Annotated in this window: 14 protein-coding genes and 1 pseudogene; 7 read left to right on the forward strand and 8 right to left on the reverse strand. The window is 43.5% G+C overall.

The genetic code is table 11. From position 1 onward, the window contains the following. Positions 1–10: 10 nt before the first annotated feature. A pseudogene (locus tag AB6E51_RS06760) lies at positions 11–121 on the forward strand (LysR family transcriptional regulator); the annotation flags it as partial. Positions 122–248: 127 nt separating this feature from the next. Here AB6E51_RS06760 and tnaA read toward each other — a convergent pair. From tnaA to AB6E51_RS06775, 3 genes are all read right to left on the reverse strand, one after another. Next, positions 249–1,721: a tryptophanase gene (tnaA, locus tag AB6E51_RS06765; protein ID WP_372058037.1), complete on the reverse strand. Its 1,473-nt coding sequence runs from the start codon at positions 1,719–1,721 to the stop codon at positions 249–251. Positions 1,722–2,463: 742 nt separating this feature from the next. Beyond that, positions 2,464–4,140, reverse strand: a complete 1,677-nt coding sequence (locus AB6E51_RS06770) for a GTPase family protein (protein WP_372058036.1) — start codon at positions 4,138–4,140, stop codon at positions 2,464–2,466. Next, on the reverse strand, positions 4,127–5,242 hold the full coding sequence (locus AB6E51_RS06775) for a YcjF family protein (RefSeq protein ID WP_372058035.1): 1,116 nt from the start codon (positions 5,240–5,242) through the stop codon (positions 4,127–4,129). Before AB6E51_RS06775 ends, AB6E51_RS06770 begins: the two co-directional genes overlap by 14 nt. 239 nt (positions 5,243–5,481) lie before the next feature. On the opposite strand from AB6E51_RS06775, the gene AB6E51_RS06780 reads away from it, so the two are divergent. Next, on the forward strand, positions 5,482–5,994 hold the full coding sequence (locus tag AB6E51_RS06780; RefSeq protein WP_017063632.1) for a peptide-methionine (S)-S-oxide reductase: 513 nt from the start codon (positions 5,482–5,484) through the stop codon (positions 5,992–5,994). 166 nt (positions 5,995–6,160) lie between these two features. Here the strand turns inward: AB6E51_RS06780 and AB6E51_RS06785 are convergent, their stop codons facing one another. Together AB6E51_RS06785 and AB6E51_RS06790 are read right to left on the reverse strand one after the other, a co-directional pair. Then, on the reverse strand, positions 6,161–7,777 hold the full coding sequence (locus AB6E51_RS06785) for a polysaccharide lyase 6 family protein (protein WP_102428443.1): 1,617 nt from the start codon (positions 7,775–7,777) through the stop codon (positions 6,161–6,163). 85 nt (positions 7,778–7,862) lie between these two features. Further along, the gene (locus tag AB6E51_RS06790) at positions 7,863–9,635 is read right to left on the reverse strand and encodes a sodium:solute symporter family transporter (RefSeq protein WP_017061461.1); all 1,773 of its coding nucleotides are present in this window, start codon (positions 9,633–9,635) and stop codon (positions 7,863–7,865) included. A 509-nt stretch (positions 9,636–10,144) separates the two neighbouring features. On the opposite strand from AB6E51_RS06790, the gene AB6E51_RS06795 reads away from it, so the two are divergent. Together AB6E51_RS06795 and AB6E51_RS06800 are read left to right on the forward strand one after the other, a co-directional pair. Further along, the gene (locus AB6E51_RS06795; protein WP_102332127.1) at positions 10,145–10,756 is read left to right on the forward strand and encodes a toxin-antitoxin system YwqK family antitoxin; all 612 of its coding nucleotides are present in this window, start codon (positions 10,145–10,147) and stop codon (positions 10,754–10,756) included. Between the two features lie 1,336 nt (positions 10,757–12,092). Then, positions 12,093–12,806: an oligogalacturonate-specific porin KdgM family protein gene (locus AB6E51_RS06800; protein ID WP_010438391.1), complete on the forward strand. Its 714-nt coding sequence runs from the start codon at positions 12,093–12,095 to the stop codon at positions 12,804–12,806. Positions 12,807–12,940: 134 nt separating this feature from the next. Here AB6E51_RS06800 and AB6E51_RS06805 read toward each other — a convergent pair whose 3' ends face one another. The 3 genes from AB6E51_RS06805 to AB6E51_RS06815 all read right to left on the reverse strand — a co-directional run bounded on the left by AB6E51_RS06805 (position 12,941) and on the right by AB6E51_RS06815 (position 16,542). Continuing rightward, a complete protein-coding gene (locus tag AB6E51_RS06805) occupies positions 12,941–13,684 on the reverse strand; it encodes a 3'-5' exonuclease (protein ID WP_102394492.1) in 744 nt (247 codons plus the stop codon). Then, positions 13,684–15,546, reverse strand: coding sequence for a DUF294 nucleotidyltransferase-like domain-containing protein (locus tag AB6E51_RS06810; protein ID WP_372058034.1), 1,863 nt, complete (start codon positions 15,544–15,546; stop codon positions 13,684–13,686). Before AB6E51_RS06810 ends, AB6E51_RS06805 begins: the two co-directional genes overlap by 1 nt. Before the next feature lie 276 nt (positions 15,547–15,822). Then, on the reverse strand, positions 15,823–16,542 hold the full coding sequence (locus tag AB6E51_RS06815) for a FadR/GntR family transcriptional regulator (protein ID WP_010438385.1): 720 nt from the start codon (positions 16,540–16,542) through the stop codon (positions 15,823–15,825). A gap of 342 nt (positions 16,543–16,884) precedes the next feature. On the opposite strand from AB6E51_RS06815, the gene AB6E51_RS06820 reads away from it, so the two are divergent. The 3 genes from AB6E51_RS06820 (at position 16,885) to AB6E51_RS06830 (ending at position 20,074) form a co-directional block, all read left to right on the forward strand. Further along, positions 16,885–17,661, forward strand: a complete 777-nt coding sequence (locus AB6E51_RS06820; protein ID WP_372058033.1) for an SDR family NAD(P)-dependent oxidoreductase — start codon at positions 16,885–16,887, stop codon at positions 17,659–17,661. A gap of 174 nt (positions 17,662–17,835) precedes the next feature. Continuing rightward, positions 17,836–18,558, forward strand: coding sequence for a FadR/GntR family transcriptional regulator (locus AB6E51_RS06825; RefSeq protein WP_017063624.1), 723 nt, complete (start codon positions 17,836–17,838; stop codon positions 18,556–18,558). Between the two features lie 148 nt (positions 18,559–18,706). Next, a complete protein-coding gene (locus AB6E51_RS06830) occupies positions 18,707–20,074 on the forward strand; it encodes an MATE family efflux transporter (protein WP_080582237.1) in 1,368 nt (455 codons plus the stop codon). Positions 20,075–20,331 lie beyond the last annotated feature (257 nt).

A 20,331-nucleotide genomic window follows, 5' to 3' on the forward strand; every position in this document is an offset into this window, starting at 1 on the left:
TCGAACATGAACCATAGATGTGAGCTATGTGATGAGCTGCCGCCGCTCGCAAAAAGACGCACCTTTGAATCAGTGGTTATTCCAAATGTTGAAGTCTACCCTGAAAAACAAACAAGCGTAGTTCAGCTTTTAACGGGTTAACTACTTAAAGGCTTAACTGCCTAACTCCCCTACCATCCAAAAAAAGAAAAGGCTCCCGAGGGAGCCTTTGATTAGGGTTCTAGTGACTATTCGCTTATGTTTTTATTTTAAAATGCTTCTTCGAGCGTTTGTTCGTTCTTTTTTTCTGTTTGTTTCTCGCTGGTCTCTACCTCTTTCAAGCGCGCAGTGAAGTGTCTTAACACCGGCGGCTCGTAGGTAAAATCGAGCCCTTTCACTTGTCCTGCATTCTCTTTCACTTTTTCGAATGCTTCGATAATGAAGTCCATGTGTGTTTGTGTGTAGGTCGCGCGAGGAATGGTAAGGCGCAACAACTCAGCAGGACATGGGTGTTGTTCACCTGTTGCTGGGTCGCGTCCTTGCAGCAAAGACCCAATCTCAACCGCTCTGATACCCGCGACTTTATAGAGTTCGCACGCCAAAGCATGTGCGGGAAACTGACCAGCCGGGATATGAGGCAGCAATTTACCCGCATCGACAAACGCAGCGTGACCACCTGCTTGTTGGCACACGATACCCATCGCTTCTAAGCCATCGACTAAGTATTGAACCTGACCAATACGGTACTCTAACCAATCTTGGCGCATGCCGTCATAAAGGCCAACCGCAAGACGCTCCATTGCGCCACCTTCTAAACCACCATAGGTTGGGAAGCCCTCTTGCACCACACACAAGGTGCGACACTCTGTGTACACATCCATGAAAGAGTCGTCTTTAAAGCACAACAACCCGCCCATTTGTACCATCGCGTCTTTCTTGGCTGACATGGCTAAGCCGTCCGCGTATTTGTAAGACTCACGCGTGATTTGCTCGATTGTCCAATCTTGATAACCCGTTTCACGCTGTTGAATGAAGAACGCATTTTCAGCGTAGCGTGCCGAGTCCATGATCACAGGAATATCGTACTTCTGAGCAATTTCATAAACGGCTTTTAGATTGGCGATAGACACTGGCTGTCCACCAGCAGAGTTACAAGTAATGGTACTCACAATGTAAGGAACATTGGCCGCGCCCGCTTCTAAGATCGCTTCTTCCAGCTTCACCACATCGAAGTTGCCTTTGAAGTCCGCATTCACTGAGGTATCGAACGCTTCTTTGGTATAAACGTTCTTCGCCACACAGCAATTCACTTGTGTGTGGCCTTGCGTGGTATCGAAGAAGTAGTTCGACAAGGCGACCATTTTGCTGCGATCGAGTCCCTTTTCCATCTCACGCTTCTTGATAAGAACAGGTATGTAGATCTGCTCTGCGCCGCGTCCTTGGTGTGTTGGAATCGTCAACTCGTAACCGAAGATATCCTTAACCGCATTCGACAATGCGTAGTAACTGCGACTACCACTGTACGCTTCATCCCCCATTAACATCGCGGCTTGCATACGTTGGGTGATAGATCCGGTTCCGCTGTCTGTCAGTAAGTCGATAAACACATCATCACTATCCAGTAAGAATGGGTTCATGCCCGCTTCAACAATGGCTTGCTCACGATATGCAGAGGTTGTTCTTTTTACTGGTTCTACAACACGAATACGAAACGGTTCTGGTAGATGTTTGAAGTTTTCCATAATAGTACCTTTCTATACATTCCAATCAGGTCGAAATCTATTTTCTTTAGATGTCACGAATCCTCACCATTAATTTAATAGCTCCGCATAAAGATAGACGGAAATTAACAATGAAAATAAACAAGTTAAATAATGAGTTATTAATCGAACCTAAACAGAGGCTGAGATAATTAGCGAGAACGACAAAACAACGAATATTCTGCACGAAATAATAAGTGCAACATTCATGCGTTCAAAGGTTATCAAAGCTGCTGATAGGTAAACAAAGCGCGCTGCTTTGCTGGCGTGTGACGCCTAGAGGGTACTACTCTGAAGAAAGGCGGAACGAGAGCTGGTGATCTAAGGTATACCAAGCTAACAAGGTTAGCCATGTTGTTGATTGCCATTTCAGATACATGTTCACAATATATCCCTACGTTGAAATCAAGATGATCCGAAATTTAAATATAGTGCAATTGTTTTATAAATACAGCTTAGAAAAGTATAAATGTGATCAATATTTAGAATGATGATTAAATACGATAGCATGTTATATAAACTGTGAATCACAGCCGTTTATATACTATTAAACTAGTTCGTGAGCGCCTTAATAATAACGGACATTTTTAAATTCAATGCTTATCCAATATAGGGTTAAGGTGGCTGTTTTCTGGAAAAGCCAAACTCTAAAACTCGCCGATCTAAAAAAGATAAGCTCTGATGAGGCTCAAACCTCACCAGAACCGTATTCGCAATGAATAACTTACTTTTTCTTCACGACTTGTTTGATGGCCATTTCAGCCAGTTTTGGCGTCGCTGCTTTCAATGCACTGGGGGCAACCTTCTTACCCGCCTTGACCGCTTTATTCAGTTGGCCTTTAACCGACGTCCCTCTTTTCATGGCTTCTAAACGTTGGCGGTTTCTCTGAACGTTATTTGCGTCAGCGATACGCTCGATCAACGTCTGCCTTAAAGTATCTAAACCAAACTGTACCTTTTCTGGCGCAATCGCCAGCGGTAACACGATATCGGTTTGCAGCAATATATGATTGTATTCGAGCGCTTGAGCAATGATCTTTGCTTTGGTCGATGTTGGATTCTCTAAGTCATACGGTGGTTGCCAATCGTCTACAGGCTTTAATCTGTCTACCTGATTCACAACCGACACCACAATCGGCTTCTTGCGTGAGATGTTCTTAGGATCGTCATAGAAAGCATCAAATCTATCTTTCAATTGCTTATCCAAATCACGTGCAGATTGATTGGCTTTAAGCACCCATAGCACCACATCGGCTTGGGTCATCTCTTTCAGCATTAAGGCTTCGGTTTTAGGATTGCCATCAAGCCCCTGAAGATCAACAACGCGAACATCATTGTCGTCGACAAACGCGTTAAACACCGTTGAAGTGTCGGTTGATGGCAGCACATCCACTTCTGCAACCAACTCTTGCTTGAGTGCATTGATAAGTGAAGATTTACCCGAACTGGTTTGTCCCACCAGCACGATTCGCACAGGCTCTAGCTCTGGAGCAAAGCGTTGTTCGTCGAGTTCAGAAACATCAGACACTTTAAGTGCCTCATCTTCAATGCTGAAACGTCCGCTGTAGAGGTCAATCGCCACCGCCGCAACTTCATCTAACAAGGCTTGTTTGGCGGCGTATTGCATGTCATCAACCACACCCCTTGTCATCGTTGCTGTCGCTTGTTCTCGTCCTAAATCAGAAATCACCTTGAGTGGATTCAAATACAAGTTTTTAAGGTGGTTACCCCAAATAGCCGCTTTGAAGATCTTCTGTCCTAGCTCACCGTATTTATCGTAGGCTTCGTAGCCCGCTTTGATGTAAGAAACCTTGAGATACTCAATGCCGGGGATATGCTCTCGCACTACCAATTTGTAGCGTCGGCTGACCTCTTCGAACAGCTTTAGCCCTTCAGGAATCGAAAAATCGAGTGATTTCTTATCAAACTTTTTCGCAACAAATTCAAGTACCTCTAAACCGGTTTGGTCTAGGTTACCCCACTCTATGTCGACCATTAATTGTTGGCGTACATGGTGTTTTGAATCATTCCAGATCGACAGTTCTTTTTGAGACCAATCAGCCGAAGCCTTAACCAATGCATCGTTGATATCAGCTTTTTTATGCTGTGATTCAGCTTCAGCAGTATCCTCGCCAAGGCAGCCACTCTCTTTATTCGAGAAAGACTCTTTATTTGAAGAGCGGCTTGAAGAACGGCTAGAAATGAATAAAGGAATGGTGAACACCAAGGTACTCACGGCAATGGCAATCGACATTTCGAGTAGATAACCGTATTTGATCGCCAAGAAGACACCAAAACCCATCATGATAATGCTTGGGAAGATCGCCGAAATCAGGGCAATGCCCCAGCGTCCGCTCGATAGCACCGCCAGTAATCGAAATAGGTTTCTAATTTTCTTCATAACCCGACGCCGCCTTTCCTTTTTTCAGAGATTCTTTGTAGATCTTCTGCATCTCTTGTTCAGACACTTCTTCACCTTTGTTCTTATGATAGAAGTAAAAACAAGCCGCGCGACCTAAACCATAAGAGGTGCCGAAACTCATTGCCGCTGCAGCCACCGCACCTACCGTTTGACCATAAACTGGAATCAGCTTTATCAACTGTCGAGTGCCCAGCTTCATTCCGTATTGCAAAGCAAAGCTGCTTCCCAGAGTGCCTATCAACTCACTAAAGACTCTCTTATTCCATTCGACCCCATATTGATTGGCCAAGCTGTGAAGCATTTTGGCTTGAATCGCAGGTACCGACACCAAACCAACACCCGGAATCAGGTCACTCGCTGCGGCACTTCCTGCATACCAAAGCACTTCGTTTTCTACTTGATCAAAGTTGGCTTCTTCTTGCGTGGAATGTTCTTTGTCTTGCACCATCATTCCTATCACCGGAAGAATACTGCTCAGCTTTTCTAACAAGATGTCATAGTTGTAAACCGCTTCGCTGTTAGACATAGCGTTGTCATCCGTTTCGAAATCGACCGCTACCGATTCAAACTCTTTACCCCAAGCCTTCTCTACTTGGTTGCTGTTGAACTGAATTTGCCTTGCTCGATCTGGTTCACTGGAAGACAACACCGCCGTATGAACCAGCAACAAGTGTTTAATCTTCTTCTGTTTCTTAATCTGTTTTAGAGCCGTAAGCACAGCGGATTGTTCAGGTTCGTCGGCTTTCATTACAACGACTAACGCATTACCTGCCTGACCAATCTCTTCCAAATCCTCTTTCGCATCGTAATTCGCTTCGCTGAGTCCTCTGGTATCAAGAAACCTCATCACGGGTTTGTCTTGCGGAAACTCATACGACATCGCCGTCATGGTACAAGGCGCAAAACCATTGCCCACTTCTACAGAAGAGTCGCCCGTGACCGCTTGAATAAACGATGACTTGCCCGCCCCCGTTTTGCCCAACAGCCACAATGTAGGAAGATGCTTGCGCTGATATTCATGAGCCTGAGTCAAGTCTGGGTTCTTGCTCGGATTAATGAAGTCTTTTATTTGATCAAACATGTTTAGAGTAACGCTCACTTGATGTTGAGATTCGAGTTGATGACAAAGCAATACTGACTTATATAATCACAAATCATATTAAACTTATGTTTGTTCAGTCGCACAGGTTTACAATGCCTAAACGCTTGTTTTTATTTGCGCGCTCATTTTTATAGACGCTTTTTTATACGTACGGGTATCATCGTATTGATTCGGGTACCTAACGAACATCAACAAACACAGAGAGCTCAAAGAGAAGTATGGAACAAATTTATTTAGCTGGCGGCTGCTTGTGGGGTGTACAAGAATTTATTAAGTACGTTCCTGGTGTTATCAGCACAGAAGCAGGCCGTGCTAATGGAAGCGCCCAGCCAACAGAGAACAAAACGACACAAAGCGACGGCACACAAAGCGATTACAATGGCTACGCGGAGTGCGTACAAATTGAATTTGATCCAAACATCACGTCAGTCACGATTTTGATGGAACACTTGTTTGAGATTATCGACCCTTACAGCTTGAATAAACAAGGTGTCGATGTCGGAGAGAAATACCGCACAGGTGTATACAGCACTAATGCAGAACACTTAACCGAAGCTAAGCACTATATTTCTTCAAGAGATGATGCCGACCGTATCGCTGTTGAGGTGTTGCCGTTGACCAATTATGTTGCCAGCGACGACATCCACCAGCATCACTTAAGTCACTTCCCTGAAGATCACCACTTATGTCATATCCCTTGGGATCTACTGCATAAGTATAAATCACAGTAGTCTCGACGTAAGATTGAGATGATCACGACCTAAGATCGATAAAGCCTCAACAGACATTATCTGTTGAGGCTTTTTAAGTGTTATGGTCAGGACAGCTATCGTGAATTGATTTGGTAGCTCAAGCCATTAACCTTTAGCCATTAGCCATTAGCCATTAACTAATAAATTACTTAGTCGTATTCTCAAGCACGTAGTCTGGACCCGCTGTTTCAGCTGTCACAACCGCAAGTTTAGACACGTCTGCGCCTTCACCTTGGTAAGCGTTAATGCCATTTTCTACAACGACTTTTGGTAGCTCAACCGAGTAGCCTTCGATCAGTTCAGAATCCGTTACTTGACCTACGTAAGTTTCGTCTGTGTAGGTTGCGCCAACTAATGGGAAGTCTTGCGTTGCACGGACACTTACAAATTCAGGTGACTGCGAGTTATCAACCACATTGTGTTTAAACGCCACATCAACACCCGCATAAATGCCTTCCACTTCTGCGTTGTTGAACAGGCTTACACGGTGACTTTGGTTGCCGTAAACAATGCCCCACTCAGTATCAACTAAAGAGTTATTCTCGATCGTGATGTTTTTCGGTGTCCACTGCTTATTAAGCTCTTTGCCTTTCACCGATTGATCTAGCTGCTCACCATTCGCTACGTCGATGATGCCCGTGTTAATAACAATGCCGCCACGTAGGTCAGCGTTGCCTTCAATCACACCATCACGACCACGAGTGTTGGCAATGTAGTTATTGCGAATCACATGATCTTCATCGTAGATACGAATGCCGCCCGTTAGGCGCTTTCCATTGCCAAGAATCATGTTGTTCTCAACTGTGTTGCCTTTACCGTGGCGCAGTGAAATAAGAGCTGCACTTTGGAAGATCGTGTTGCCTGAGATCGTGTTGTCGCCCGACTTAATCGAGATAAGCTCACGCTCACCATCCATATCGATCATTAGGTTGTTCACGAACTTAGAACTTGAATCCCACTGTGAAGATTTAGAATCACCAATACGGATCGCTTCCCAGCTGTTGCCGTTGTAACGAATCGCTTCTTTAATGTCGAATTCGTTGAACTGGTTAGGCTTTTGGTCCATGAAGATGTTGTTTGCGATCAGGTGGTTGTCAGCTGTGTCATCTTTTTGTACACCAATCAAAGTGCCGCGTTTTTGCTTACCTTCGAAACGGTTGTTGATGACTTTGCCGTCTTTACCCCATAGAGATACCCAAAGGTACTTTGGATACTCAGAACGACGCTCGTCTGGCTCGTACGTGTAATCGTGGTTGAAGTAGTAGAATGTTGAGTTTTGAAGCGTATTGCCATTACCCATCATACGAACTGCACCAAAGCGTTCTTTAGGGCCGCCTTCAGTAAATACCAAGCCATCAAGCGTGATGTCATCGCCTTTCAGTTCAAACTGAATCAACCCCGTGATCCACGCAGAACCTGCTTGCTCGGCCTTGATAGTGATGTCATTCGCCGTGATCGTCACTTGACCTAAGTTCGCGTATTTACCGGCAGGGATAACCACTTCGTCGCCATCTTTTAGGTTTTCAAATTGTGCTTTAAGCTCAGCCACTTGCTCTTCCGAAGCAACGGCTAAAGTGTCGCCATCTACCTCTGTTAAGCGGTCACTGCTCAATAGGTAACTACGGTCAATTTCGCTAACAGCAGGCGTAGCTTGTTCAGCGACACTGACTACGGGTGCTGTTTTTTCTTGTGTTGTACAGCCTGTTGCAAAAGCGAGTGTGAACGCGCTAATAATGCTTACCGATAATAGTTTTTTGTTCATCGTACATCTCACATTAAAGTTTGGATTATAAAAATGACGACCACCCGTTCAGGTGGCCGTGATGTTATTTAGGATGCGTATTAAATTAGCCTTCGGCTGGAGTCACTTCGTCTTGTTGCTCGACTTTGTCATCGACTGCTTTAACAAGTAACAGACCAACAGAGAACACAATCAAGCCACACAGAACGAATACCATGCGTCCCCACATTGGGTTTGGCAGTACGAACATAGTCATTACGCCCACACCCGCTACCGCGATAAGTGAACCCAACATACGACGTTGCTTGTTATCCAGTTTCTTCTGTTCATTACTTTCAGCAACTAGTGGCGTCGCTAGGTTGTTGAAGAACTTGTCTACGTCTTTCTCACGGTGCTCAGCAAGAGGCTTGTAGAACAGTGTTGAAAGAACAAAGAAGCCAGCAGTAAATATGATGTGACCGATAAGGCCGATAGCCACTTTCAGGTCAGCCCACTCACGGCCAGTTAGTTCATTTAGACCGAACCAGTTTTGAATCATGTCCGCAGTGATAACGAAACCAACGAAGTAAGAAACCACACCACCTACAACTAGCGTGCCCCAACCTGCCCAATCCGGTGTTTTACGGATGAAGAAGCCACAGAATGCTGGAATTGTCATTGGGAAGCCGATCAATGCGCCCACGTACATCATGGTGTCGAAAAGGCTCAGACCTTTAAGAGAGTTGATGAACAGAGCAACCAAGATGATCGCGATACCGAAGAAGGTAGACGTTAGTTTAGAAACAACCATTAGCTCTTTCTCTGTCGCTTTAGGACGAAGAATCGGCTCGTAGAAGTTCTTAACGAAGATACCTGAGTTACGGTTTAGACCTGAGTCCATTGAAGACATTGTTGCTGCGAACATAGCGGCAATCAGAAGGCCAACCATACCTGCAGGCATGTATTCTTGAACGAAGTAAAGGTAAGCGAAGTCAGCGGCTTTGCTGCCAGCTTCTGGGTAAGCTGCTGCTAAATCAACACCTTGACCTGCCATGAACCAAGAAGGCATGAACCAGATGATTGGACCAAGCGTCATTAGTACACAAGCAAGTAGAGCTGCTTTACGTGCGTTATTTGAATCTTTCGCAGCAAGGTAGCGGTAAGAGTTAAGCATGTTGTTGGTGATGCTGAACTGCTTTAAGAAGATGAACACAGCCCAGATGCTGAAGATGCTCATGTAGTTCAGGTTATCACCCGTAATGAATGAATCTGTTGGGAAGTCGTTAACGATCTGCGTAACGCCGCCACCGTGGTAAATCGCAACCACAGCACACGTCACCGTTACCGCCATGATGATAACCATCTGCATAAAGTCAGATGCGATTACCGCCCAAGAGCCGCCTGTTACTGACATTACTAGTACAACCAGACCCGTTAGGACAATCGTCGTTGTCATATCAAAGCCGAAGATACCCGATGCGATGATTGCTAGACCATTCAACCAAATACCTGCAGAGATAACGCTGTTTGGCATACCAGACCAAGTAAATACTTGCTCATTCACCTTACCAAAACGCATACGAATCGCTTCAATTACCGTCACAACACGCAGTTGACGGAACTTCGGAGCGAAGTAAAGGTAGTTCATTAGGTAACCGAATGCGTTCGCGATGAAGATAATCGCTACGGCAAAGCCATCGGTAAAGGCTTTACCTGCTGCACCAGTAAATGTCCAAGCACTGAACTGGGTCATAAATGCGGTTGCACCTACCATCCACCACAGCATATTACCTCCCCCACGGAAGTAATCACTTGTCGTACTTGTAAACGTTCGAAACATCCACCCTATCGCAATTAAGAATAGGAAGTAGATGCCAACTATCAGGGTATTGAGTTCCATCGTTAGACCTTTTATTTATGTTTTTTTGTTGAGGTCACTATAAATAAATGGCAAGTATATTTGTACTACAATAATCCAAATGCGTGACAATGATCTTACAGTCTGACACCCAATTAATCATACAAGTGATCGAGTTCAAAGTTGCACCACCTAGGAGCGCAATTCCTCAAGTCAGTGCAGTTATCCGCACTAAATTTCGACCAAAACCCCGAAAAACATGAACAAAGTCTCTAAAAATCGAAGATTCATCGTTAAAAACTATTATTCTTGACGATCAAAGCTTAAAGAAGAGCAGCAAAAATATCGTTAGATATAATTTATAAAAATGAATTAAACCAATATATTTGTAGTACAAATAAGATCGATAATTTGCTTTTAAAAGTTCCCTATATTAGGCAGCCAATAATGAAAACTTGAAAACCACTATTAGATACTGACAGGGATACACGGAAGTGAAATGCTTTTAACACACCCGTTACACTTTCCCCGTCCAATAAAAAGGTGTCATTATGAAGAAATACGTTCCAATCTTAATTGCTCTTAGTACGGTATCTTCTATGAGCTATGCAGCAACACCGCGTGAAGATGCTGTTGACTACTTACAGATGCGTAAAGGCGTGGCTTACCAAGTAAACCATTCAAAACCTTTCACTGGTCAATTTGAAGAGAAGTTCGATAACGGCCAAGTCGCGACCCAAGCTCAGTTTGCCGATGGCTTAGAACTTGGGCTAGAAACTAACTGGTATCCGAATGGCCAAGTCGCTTCTAAAGTGAATTACGTAAAAGGTGAACTGCAAGGCAAAGCTGAAACCTGGTATCCAAACGGACAGAAAAAAGCAGAACTCAATTATAGAGACAATGAACTATCAGGCACCGCCTCTCGCTGGTATCCCAATGGGGAACAAAGCTTGACAGCTGAATACAGCGACGGACAAAAAGATGGATTGGTAACGGACTACTACCCGAACGGTAATAAGGCCAGCCAAGCGAAGTTTGATGAAGGTGAAGTCGCGAACGGAAAACTTACTCGCTGGAATACTAACGGTGACAAAGTTGAAGAACTGACCTTTAAAGATCACAAAGTCACCTCTAAACAGGTGTGGATGCCTACAGAAAGCTAAGCCTCAAGAACAGCTCTCACGGAGCTCTTTGATATAACTAAACGCCTGCTGTTAAAGTTTGCAGCTACACGTCTGCAACTAAGAGACAAGAGAAGAGAAGAGAAGAGAAGAGAAGAGAAGGGAAACGAACATTCATGTGATTAAGCGTGAATGTTCGTGGCTTTGATGCTGTAACAGACTCACTTGAGCGTGTTGTCATCAACCTAAAAGCCTATTCTTAAGCCGCGGTTTACACGCTTATTGAGCCGCACACGACTCTCTACTCAAATTTCAAATAAAAAAACGCTCATGTTGCCTGTATCAACATGAGCGCAAGGGTAGATCTTCGACTACCATCTCCTACCTTTCTAAAGGAAAGCAGAAGTTATAATTAGAATAGTTGGGAGCAATAATCAAAATGCTCTTACAAGCACTTCAACGATTTCTTCTTTTTCATCAGTTTAGAGCGACTATATCCAATCGTTCTAACTCCGATCTCTATAGCAGGCTGTGTAACTGCCTTGCCTACTACACTTCAAACCTTTTTTGATTGAGGCTTTTTATCCCCTCACGGCAAATACATCGTACTTTTAGGTATGTTAACTTTTAGACTATCTTCGCTTTTAAACTATCTTCGCTTTTAAACTATCTTCGCTTTTAAACAAAGCCTTAGCCTTAAAACCATCATCCCAATGCAGCTATGAACCATAAGTTCATCCATTCACGTCGGTAGTCACTTAAAACTAACCGACAGAATCACTACCTAAAACCATACAGATGCATGTGCACCTGTTTAACGTACTGACGATATGAGTTGCCACATAAAGTTAGTAAATAATAATGTATTACAAATAAAAATGACAACTAAAGATTCAATTTTTTGCTGTAGCGCACATTTATTGATAGACAAAACTCAGAAAATTAACATAACCTGAAAAATAACCATTAAAAAACAAAGGCTTAATTCAAACCCTAACTTTGTAACCCTTTGTAAATAGTGGTTTTATCATGACAACACGATCTAATTCACAGAACCTCACCATTCTAATCGCTAGCATATTTGTAGTATTTTAATTCAAAAGAAAGAGTAACCCTACACACGAAAATAAACGTCATCGCATTGAGCGTATAACTCCGCTTTACCTAAAAGCCGGCGTTGCTAGGGAAAACCCTGAATGGTGAAACTGGCAACTTAGACAGACTTTAGCAAGTTCACAATGAAAAAGAACTTAGCGGAAATATGGGCTCAGCGCGACGTAGAACGACTTTACCCAAAACTTTAATCCCAATACAACAAAGGGCTCAACGTTGGTCCTTTATTAACCATTTTTTATTTAGATACAGTGGAAACAATAAAATGATAAAAACGAATAAAGTAACGCTTGCAGTATTAGCAACTCTTTTTGCAGGCAGCGTGTCTGCGGCATCACTAGATTTTCGTGAAGAGTACAAGCACGATTCGGAAGAATGGGCTGGTCGAGTGAAAATTGGTGGTAGCACAGGTAATCATTACTACGGCGTAGAAATGAAGCACAAGGGTAACCTAAGCGAACTTCAACGTGGTGATAACGAATTTGAATACGGCTACCACTTCAAATTCGATAACAACTGGCGTGTAACAACTTCAATGCCGATTACTTTCGGTGATGAAGCGGTAACTTACAAACCGCAAGTACGTGTTCAATACAAATTTGATTCAGGTGTAACAACGAAACTTCGTTACCGCCATGAGTTCCGCAATTATGCATCAGGTAAAACTTCAACAGGCCTTGATGGTAAGCAACACGACTCATTAAATGCCGGTAAAATTACGGGTAATATCGATTACAACTGGAACGCTTGGCAGTTTGGCTTTGAAGCAAACTACAAAGAAGATTTCTTTAATGACGAATGGAAAATGGGTAACAACGGCGAGTACGAGTGGGACTACAACATGAAGATCGGCTACAAAGAAGCAGATTGGAGCTGGCGCCCATACGTAGAATTTGGCAACGTTCAATGTACAAGTGATACGGTGTGTGACTCAAGCCGTCAACTACGTAGCCGTGTAGGTATTACTTACAGCTTCTAATCGATAGCTACATGAATAATCTAAGATAATTACTGTCCTAATTTTCTAAGACCTAAACAAAAGCCAGCTTAATCGCTGGCTTTTTTTCCTTTAAAATCAGTAAAATAAGAGCCGCGCACTTGCAGCTCTTTTTCCTAGTGACTAATCCGATAGAGAAAGGCAACGGTCACATTATCGTTAGGCACAACTCGCTTCTGCTGAGCCAAAAACAATTCCGCTGTCGAAACGGCATCGGCTAATGCATTGTGGCTGTTGTACTCAGGAAGCCCGTACCTTTCGCGAGTCCCTGCCAAGGTTAAATCGACTTCTTCATGATTGCTGATCGCTTTCTCCATGCTTTTCTCAATACACAAGGTATCAAGCCAAAGCAGAGGAATCGCTCTTAAACCGTAGCAGCGAAGAAGGTATTGGCTAATGAACTTCTCTTCGACTACACACGCGTGCGCGACGATAATCTTGCCTTTCGCTGCTTCGAAGAAAGCGAGCATCGCATCATGAATAGATGCGCCCTCTTCCAGCATCTGTGGTGTGATGTGGTTAATCACCGCAGTTTCAGCGTTAATCTGAGAATCATTGTTCAGGTAGATATGCTTGGCAGAAGCCAAATCGATTCGTCCTTTCACCACATCGACCCATCCCATAGACAAGATAAGATCTTGTTCGCTGTCTAAGCCTGTGGTTTCGAGATCCAACACGATATAGTCGCTGTCTTTGGCCAAATCCGTCATTTCAGGACAAGGCTGTTCTACCAGATCATGTAACGCTTCTGGCAGCTTAACCGTACCCAAATATTGCTTACGCTTGCGTTTAATTCGTTCAAGCGGGTGAAAATAGTTTAGCATTCGTTTTAAACATTTATTAGTTGAACATAGCTTCATTAACGTGCTCCGAAACGAATTTTCGCCGCTTCTTGAAGGTCAGCAATGATCCTAAAGGCATCTTTCAAGTGTTTACGCTCAAAGCTACCAAAGCTATCTGGGTTGATGTTGTTGTCAGGCACATCCCCGTTCTTCAGCGCTTCAAGTTGATGGCCAAAACGGAAAGAGAGAATGAACTGGTAAGCACCCAGAATGTTCTTGAATGCATCGTCGCTCAGCATGCCTTTTTCATTGGCAGCAGCGAAACGTTCGTCAGTCGCCGACAAATCGCACTCCACAGCAAGGCCATAAATACGCGCTAAGTCGATAATCAAGTTGATCGCGTACTTCTTCACGTTCAACGTTTTCTTATTCTCACCTGACTTCTCTAGCACTAAGCTATTGAAGATGCCAAGTGGCGGGTTGGTATTGACCGCGTCTTTCACTAGCGTGCTTAAAAACTCGCGGTTACCGCGAATATTGCTATGCAGCTCATCGCGCAGAATACCTTCGAACTCACTGTTGCCGTAGATAGTACGAATTTCTAGGAACACACTGATATTAAGCAAGCGTTCGTACTCTGGGTTAGCCACCCACTTCTTGTAGTAGTGCTTCCATACACTGAGTGGCTGACACCATTTTGGCGTCGCAGCCATGAATTTACCTGGACATAATGGGTAGTGACAGCTTGCTAAGCCGTTGGTCACCATCATCGATAAGTGTTTGAAGTAAATACGGTCACTGTCGGTTGCATCGTCAGCAAGAACAATCGCGCTGTCTTGGTCCGACAACATGTGCACTTCATTACGTGCGTGCGATCCGGCTACGATCCAAGAGAAATCACACGGTGGTGGGCCTAACTTATCAATCGCTATTTGAATCAATCGACGGGTGTAGGCGTCCATAATCATGGTCATTACCTTGCCGACGGTTTCAGGCGCCACTTTACCTTCCACCAGCGCTTCAAAAATAGCTTGTCGCTCTGAGGTGAACGAAGACATGGTTTTCACGCTGCCCGCGTATTTGATTTTCTCGATCAAGAATATCGCTTGAACACGGTGGTTTTGAACCAAATGAGACGTAGTAAGAAGACCAACGACCTTATTCTCTTTCACAACGGGCAAGTTACGGATATTAAATTGCATCATGATAGAGGCCGCATGCAGCACCAGATCATCCGGTTTTACAGTAAGTGGAGAGTGCGTCATTACCTCTGAGATCAGGCTATCAGTACTCACGCCGTGGGCAATCACTCGCTTAGTCATGTCTCGGTCGGTGATCAAACCAACAATGGTTTCACCTTCATAGATCACGGCACACGGTGAGCGTTGATGAAGCATTTCAACCGCAACCGACTGGATGGTTTGCTCAGACTTAACAATTGCCACCTGTCCGCTTGCGACTTCTTCAACCTTACGAATGAACAAGCCTTTCTCTTTGTTTGACCAAACCACATCCAGTGCCGATTTCAAACGAACTTGGGCCTGTGAAGCAAAATGCTCAGCACAACTTGGAAAAGCTTTGAAAAGTGTTTGAAGCGCCGAGTGTGGAATAACATAAAGTAAGGTGTTTTCAATTGCGACAGCTCTATAGCCTTTATCATCATTAACTTCAGAATCTAAGAACGTGAAGCCGAACAGATCTTCACTGCCTAACCGTGCACGAAGCACACCGTCCGATTTTCTTTGCTCCATAGATCCTGTTCGAATGATATAGAGCGACTTTTCTTTTCCTGACTCGCATAGATCGACGACATCCCCTTTGGCTAGATAGGTAATCTGAACATTAAAAGCGAGGTCACGAAGCGCTTCTTTAGGGATCTTATCGAAAGGGTCTATCTGACCGATGAACTGAAGAATATTTGGCAATAGAGACTGAGGCATATAATCACACTCGCATTAATTTGATTAGTATTATTATATAACTAACAATACTGGTTACTAGCGGTTTTAGCAAAACAACGCACATAAGACTAAATATTGGACATCGGTCAAGTTTTCATCAATTTTGGATGTAAAAAAAGCACGTATTAAACGTGCTTTCAATAGATAACTGTCTGTAGTAACAGCAATTTTAGGTTGACTCCACTAGGTATCCAGAGCAACGCTCGATAGAAACGGCTAAGACCTTAGAGTTGAAACCTCACCCAAAACACTAAGCTAGCTTGCTACTGGCAATCTGTGGTTAGTATCTAATAGATGACTTGCAGAAGCTTGGCGTGCTTTATCACTGTTACCCGCCATGATTGCTTCATAAATTTGACGGTGTTCATTAATACACGTACTTCCCTCTTCTGAAGAATGAGAAATAAAGTTAACAAACATTGTCGTTAAGATATTGCCAAATGGAAGGTAAAAGTCATTACCTGTTGCATTGAAGATGAGGCTATGGAATTTCATATCAATATCTAGCCAACTGTCTTGGTTAAACTCTTCAGCACCTGATATTTCTACCATCTGTTGGAAAATGCCCGACAGTTCAATGCGTTGTTCAGCGCTCGCGAACTGAGCAGCCAATGCACATGCTTCTGGTTCAATCGCGCGACGTAAGCCCAAAAACTGATGACAGAATTGGTCTGTATCTGCCAAACCATCCATCCATTCGATCAATTGCGGGTCTAAAAAGTTCCAGAACGCACGGTCAACAACGCGAGTACCGATCTTTGGTCGAGATTCTAGTAGGCCTTTTGAAGTAAGAAGCTTAACCGCTTCTCTTAATGCAGTCCTACTAATTCCAAATTGCTCACACAGAGCCATTTCACCAGGAATGATAGAGCCTTGAGGCAAATTGCCCGACAAAATACCACGTGCGATTTCACGTGCAACTTGCACATGAAGGCTTCGCTTAGAGCCTGAAATCGAATTGAAAGAGCCAGCCATGTGTCTACTTACTTATTAGATATGTATTATTTAACTCGGACTATAGCACTGATTTATATCTGCACCAACTAAGTATAAGAATAACGTGAGGTCACGAATGATATAGGCTAGCGAAGATTTTATGAATATTATAAGTATTTAGTTCATCAAACTAATTAAAAACATTTATTCATACAAATGGTTCTTATTTACACCGTTTTTTGTATGCGCAAACTCACAAAACGACTCTTACTCTCACTATTTATGTCGTTGATGATCAGTTTTGAGATGACTATCCTTGAATACTGCAAGTGTTATTGTATTATTTATTAACGCGAATGATCTACAATATAGGCGACTGTGATGTTTAACGATTTAAAAGGCAAACGCATTCTAATTACTGGCTCTACTGCAGGTATGGGCTTAGCTACAGCACGTATTTTCGCAAAGTATGGTGCAAAAATTGGTATCAATAGTCGTGCTTCTAGCCCAAAAGTTGATGACGTTCTTGCCGAACTCAAGGAGCTTGGTGGCGATGTTGCATTTTTCCCTGCGAACTTGATGGAAACATCGGATTGCGAAAAATTAGTTAACGAGTTCACCGAACACTTCGGTGGGATGGATGTGTTGATCAATAACGCCGGTGGCCTTGGCGGTCGTGCCAACCTAGAAAATATCGATGACGAATTTTATGAACGAGTAATGAACCTAAATGTTCGTTCTGCGTTAATGACAACCAAATTCTCTATTCCTCACTTACGTGCGTCTGCCGCAGAGTCTGGCCAAACATCGTGTGTTATTAGCACGGGTTCGATTGCCGCTCGTGAAGGTGGTGGTGTGGGTGCTGGTGTATATGCCGCATCGAAAGCTTGGTTACACGATATCCATCGGAACTGGGTAAAAGAATTTGCTAAAGACAATATCCGTTTCAACATAGTTTCACCAGGCACTATCGATACCGCATTTCATGACGGCAAAAGCGATGAGCTAAAGTCGACCATTGCTAGCAATATCCCTATGGGTCGCTTTGGCAGTATTGAAGAAGTAGCACCTACTTTTGCTTTCTTTGCCTCACATGCTTGCAGCGGTTACATCACAGGTCAAATCCTAGATGTTAACGGCGGACAAATAACGCCCTAGTTAGCTGGTTTATATAAGCTCACTCAGCGATTTAAGTTCGCCACACTATATAAGGTTAACAGACCCGAGTAGATGAGGGAAAACCTCACACTAAATTCGACGTATACACTGACACTAAACACCAGATTCGTCTGGCTTTTAGTGTTTTCAAAGTTTCAATTTCAGGTGGTTTAAATGTCAATATTTACATTGGTGGAAGATTCAAGCCGCCGAATTCATGTTCAAGTGGCGAGACAAATTGCTCGCAAGATCTTGTCAGGCGAGTTAGAAGAAAATCAAAAGTTACCCAGCGAAATGGAGCTGTGCGAAATCTTTGGAGTGAGCAGAACTGCCCTTCGAGAATCAACTAAGCTACTTTCGGCAAAAGGTTTAATCGAGTCGAAGCCAAAAGTGGGCACTCGTATCAAACCGAGAACACAGTGGCACTTCTTGGACCCGCAATTGCTGTACTGGATCCAAGATTTAGAAGATACTAAACCCTTCTTGTCTCAATTTTTAGGCTTAAGAAAAGCGATTGACCCGGAAGCGTGTGCGCTCGCTGCAACCAATGCAACTGTAGAGCAACGCAAAGAGCTTTCGATTCTTTTCCAGAAAATGACCATCGCAGCAAATAGCTTCGATTATGAAGAGTGGACGACCAACGATCACCTGTTTCACCAAACGATTTTCTTATCGACAGGTAATCAATTTTACATTCCATTCGCGAACATTCTGTCGACTATCTTCAAGCAGTTTATCGACCACTCCGCTGAAGGCGGTCGCTTCTGTTTAGAAGAACACAAAGCGATTTACGACGCAATAATGTCTGGCGATGCCAAGCAAGCTCGAATTGCTTCTCAAGTCCTGCTAGACGATGAGAACCAAAAGCTCTCTAGGGTTGAATTAGCCATCGCATAACCGAGATTAACCAAACTGACTTGTTTTTCAAAGACACAAGTCAGTCTTGTTTTAGCACCCATTTTTTAACCATCAACTACCGTAGTGTTTTCTTCTTTAAACGCTCTACTCCGCCACCTCAGAGAAAGCTTACGGTTATACACATAAGGTGTTGTTTGTGTCTTCACAATCGTACGTAAGGAAAAATTTCTCTCTCGCCTGGCCCCTCGCCTTAAACGGTATCTTGATGCAGTCGATGTTGATGATCGACACACTGCTTGTCTCTCCTCTTGGTGAAATCCCTTTAGCTGCAATGGGGATTGCGACGACTATCGTTGCCTTTGTACTGGGAATTCAAATGGCGCTGGCAAACGGTACTCAGTTAGTATTAAGCCGCGCAGTGGGCTCTGGCATCGCCGCATCATTATCTAAAGCATTTTGGGCAGGGTTATTTATCAACCTTGGCGTAGCAACACTATTTTGGCTTCTACTTACTTTTTTCGAACAACCCTTGATTCAAGCTTTAACAGATGACGCTTCCCTTCACTTAGAAATCAGCCGCTATCTAGACATCTCGAAATACATCGTTATTTTTACCGCGTTAACGCAGGTGATCATTGCTTTATTTAATGCGCTAGGCAGAACTAAAGTCCCATTCAAAGGTTACTTAATTGAACTGCCTATCAATGCTGTACTCTCATATGTGCTGATTCATGGTTTTTCTAATTTTGAAGGGATTGGAGTACAAGGCGCTGCATTAGGCAGCATTATTGCAATAACGATCCGCTTGCTGTATTTGGTTTTGTGCGTGCATTTAAGCTCAGCGATTTCACTCAAATTAGACGCTCAGCGCTCTGAATTCTTTACCAACGTTCGCCGTCACTTTATCGAAATATTCCCTGTAGCAGCGAACGTGACCATGCTTTTGATTGGCGCAACGATATATCAATTGTTGTATTCGCAACTTAACATCAACGCTTACGTAGCGATTACTTTGGTGATGCCTTGGATCAGGGCTGTCTCTCAATTTATTACCGCTTGGGCTCACTCTTCCGCAATTACTATCAGCCAAGCGATTGGCTCTAAAAAGATGGATGACCTAGTCAAAAACGTCGATACCAGTATTGATATTGCGGTCGTCATTTCTTTTGTGTGTGCAATCTTGTTCGCAGGATTAAGTCTGGTCATTGGTGACATTTACCCGAACTTGGATGAGTCTACCTATCAAGCATTGGCCGTTATCGCCCCACTCTACATCTTCTTGCCGATTGTCCGTGGCTACAACACGGTTCATGGGAATGTATTAAGAGCCCTAGGAAAAACGACCGCAGTCTTCAAAATCAACTTTACTGGTCAATGGGTAATTTCAATTCCATTGTGTGCATTGATCATCTTTGGATTAGACGGTTCTATCTTTTGGGCATTTGCCATCCAACCATTCGAAGAAGTCGTGAAAGCTTTCCCATTCCGTCACTTGGCTCGAAAGTCTCTTAAAGAGTTTGATGCCGACAAAGCCAAAGAGTTGATGTATGACTAAACTCCGTATCGAGTTGTCGTCCTAAAATCTTCCTACGCTTTCTGAATGCAACCTTGTCTTTTGACAAGGTTGTATTGTTTTAGCTGTACCTTTCATTGGTAGGCTTCACGTACACCCTCATTGATACCAAGGTCACATTAATACCAAGTTCATCTTAAAACTCATATAAAACAAAAAGACCACTCAACATTCGGTTAAGTGGTCTTCAAAAATATTCCTTAAGGACTGCGTCTAGCTAGCCTATTGGTTATGCTATG

The organism is Vibrio sp. 10N.247.311.47 (assembly GCF_041467535.1).
Classification (GTDB): domain Bacteria; phylum Pseudomonadota; class Gammaproteobacteria; order Enterobacterales; family Vibrionaceae; genus Vibrio; species Vibrio crassostreae_C.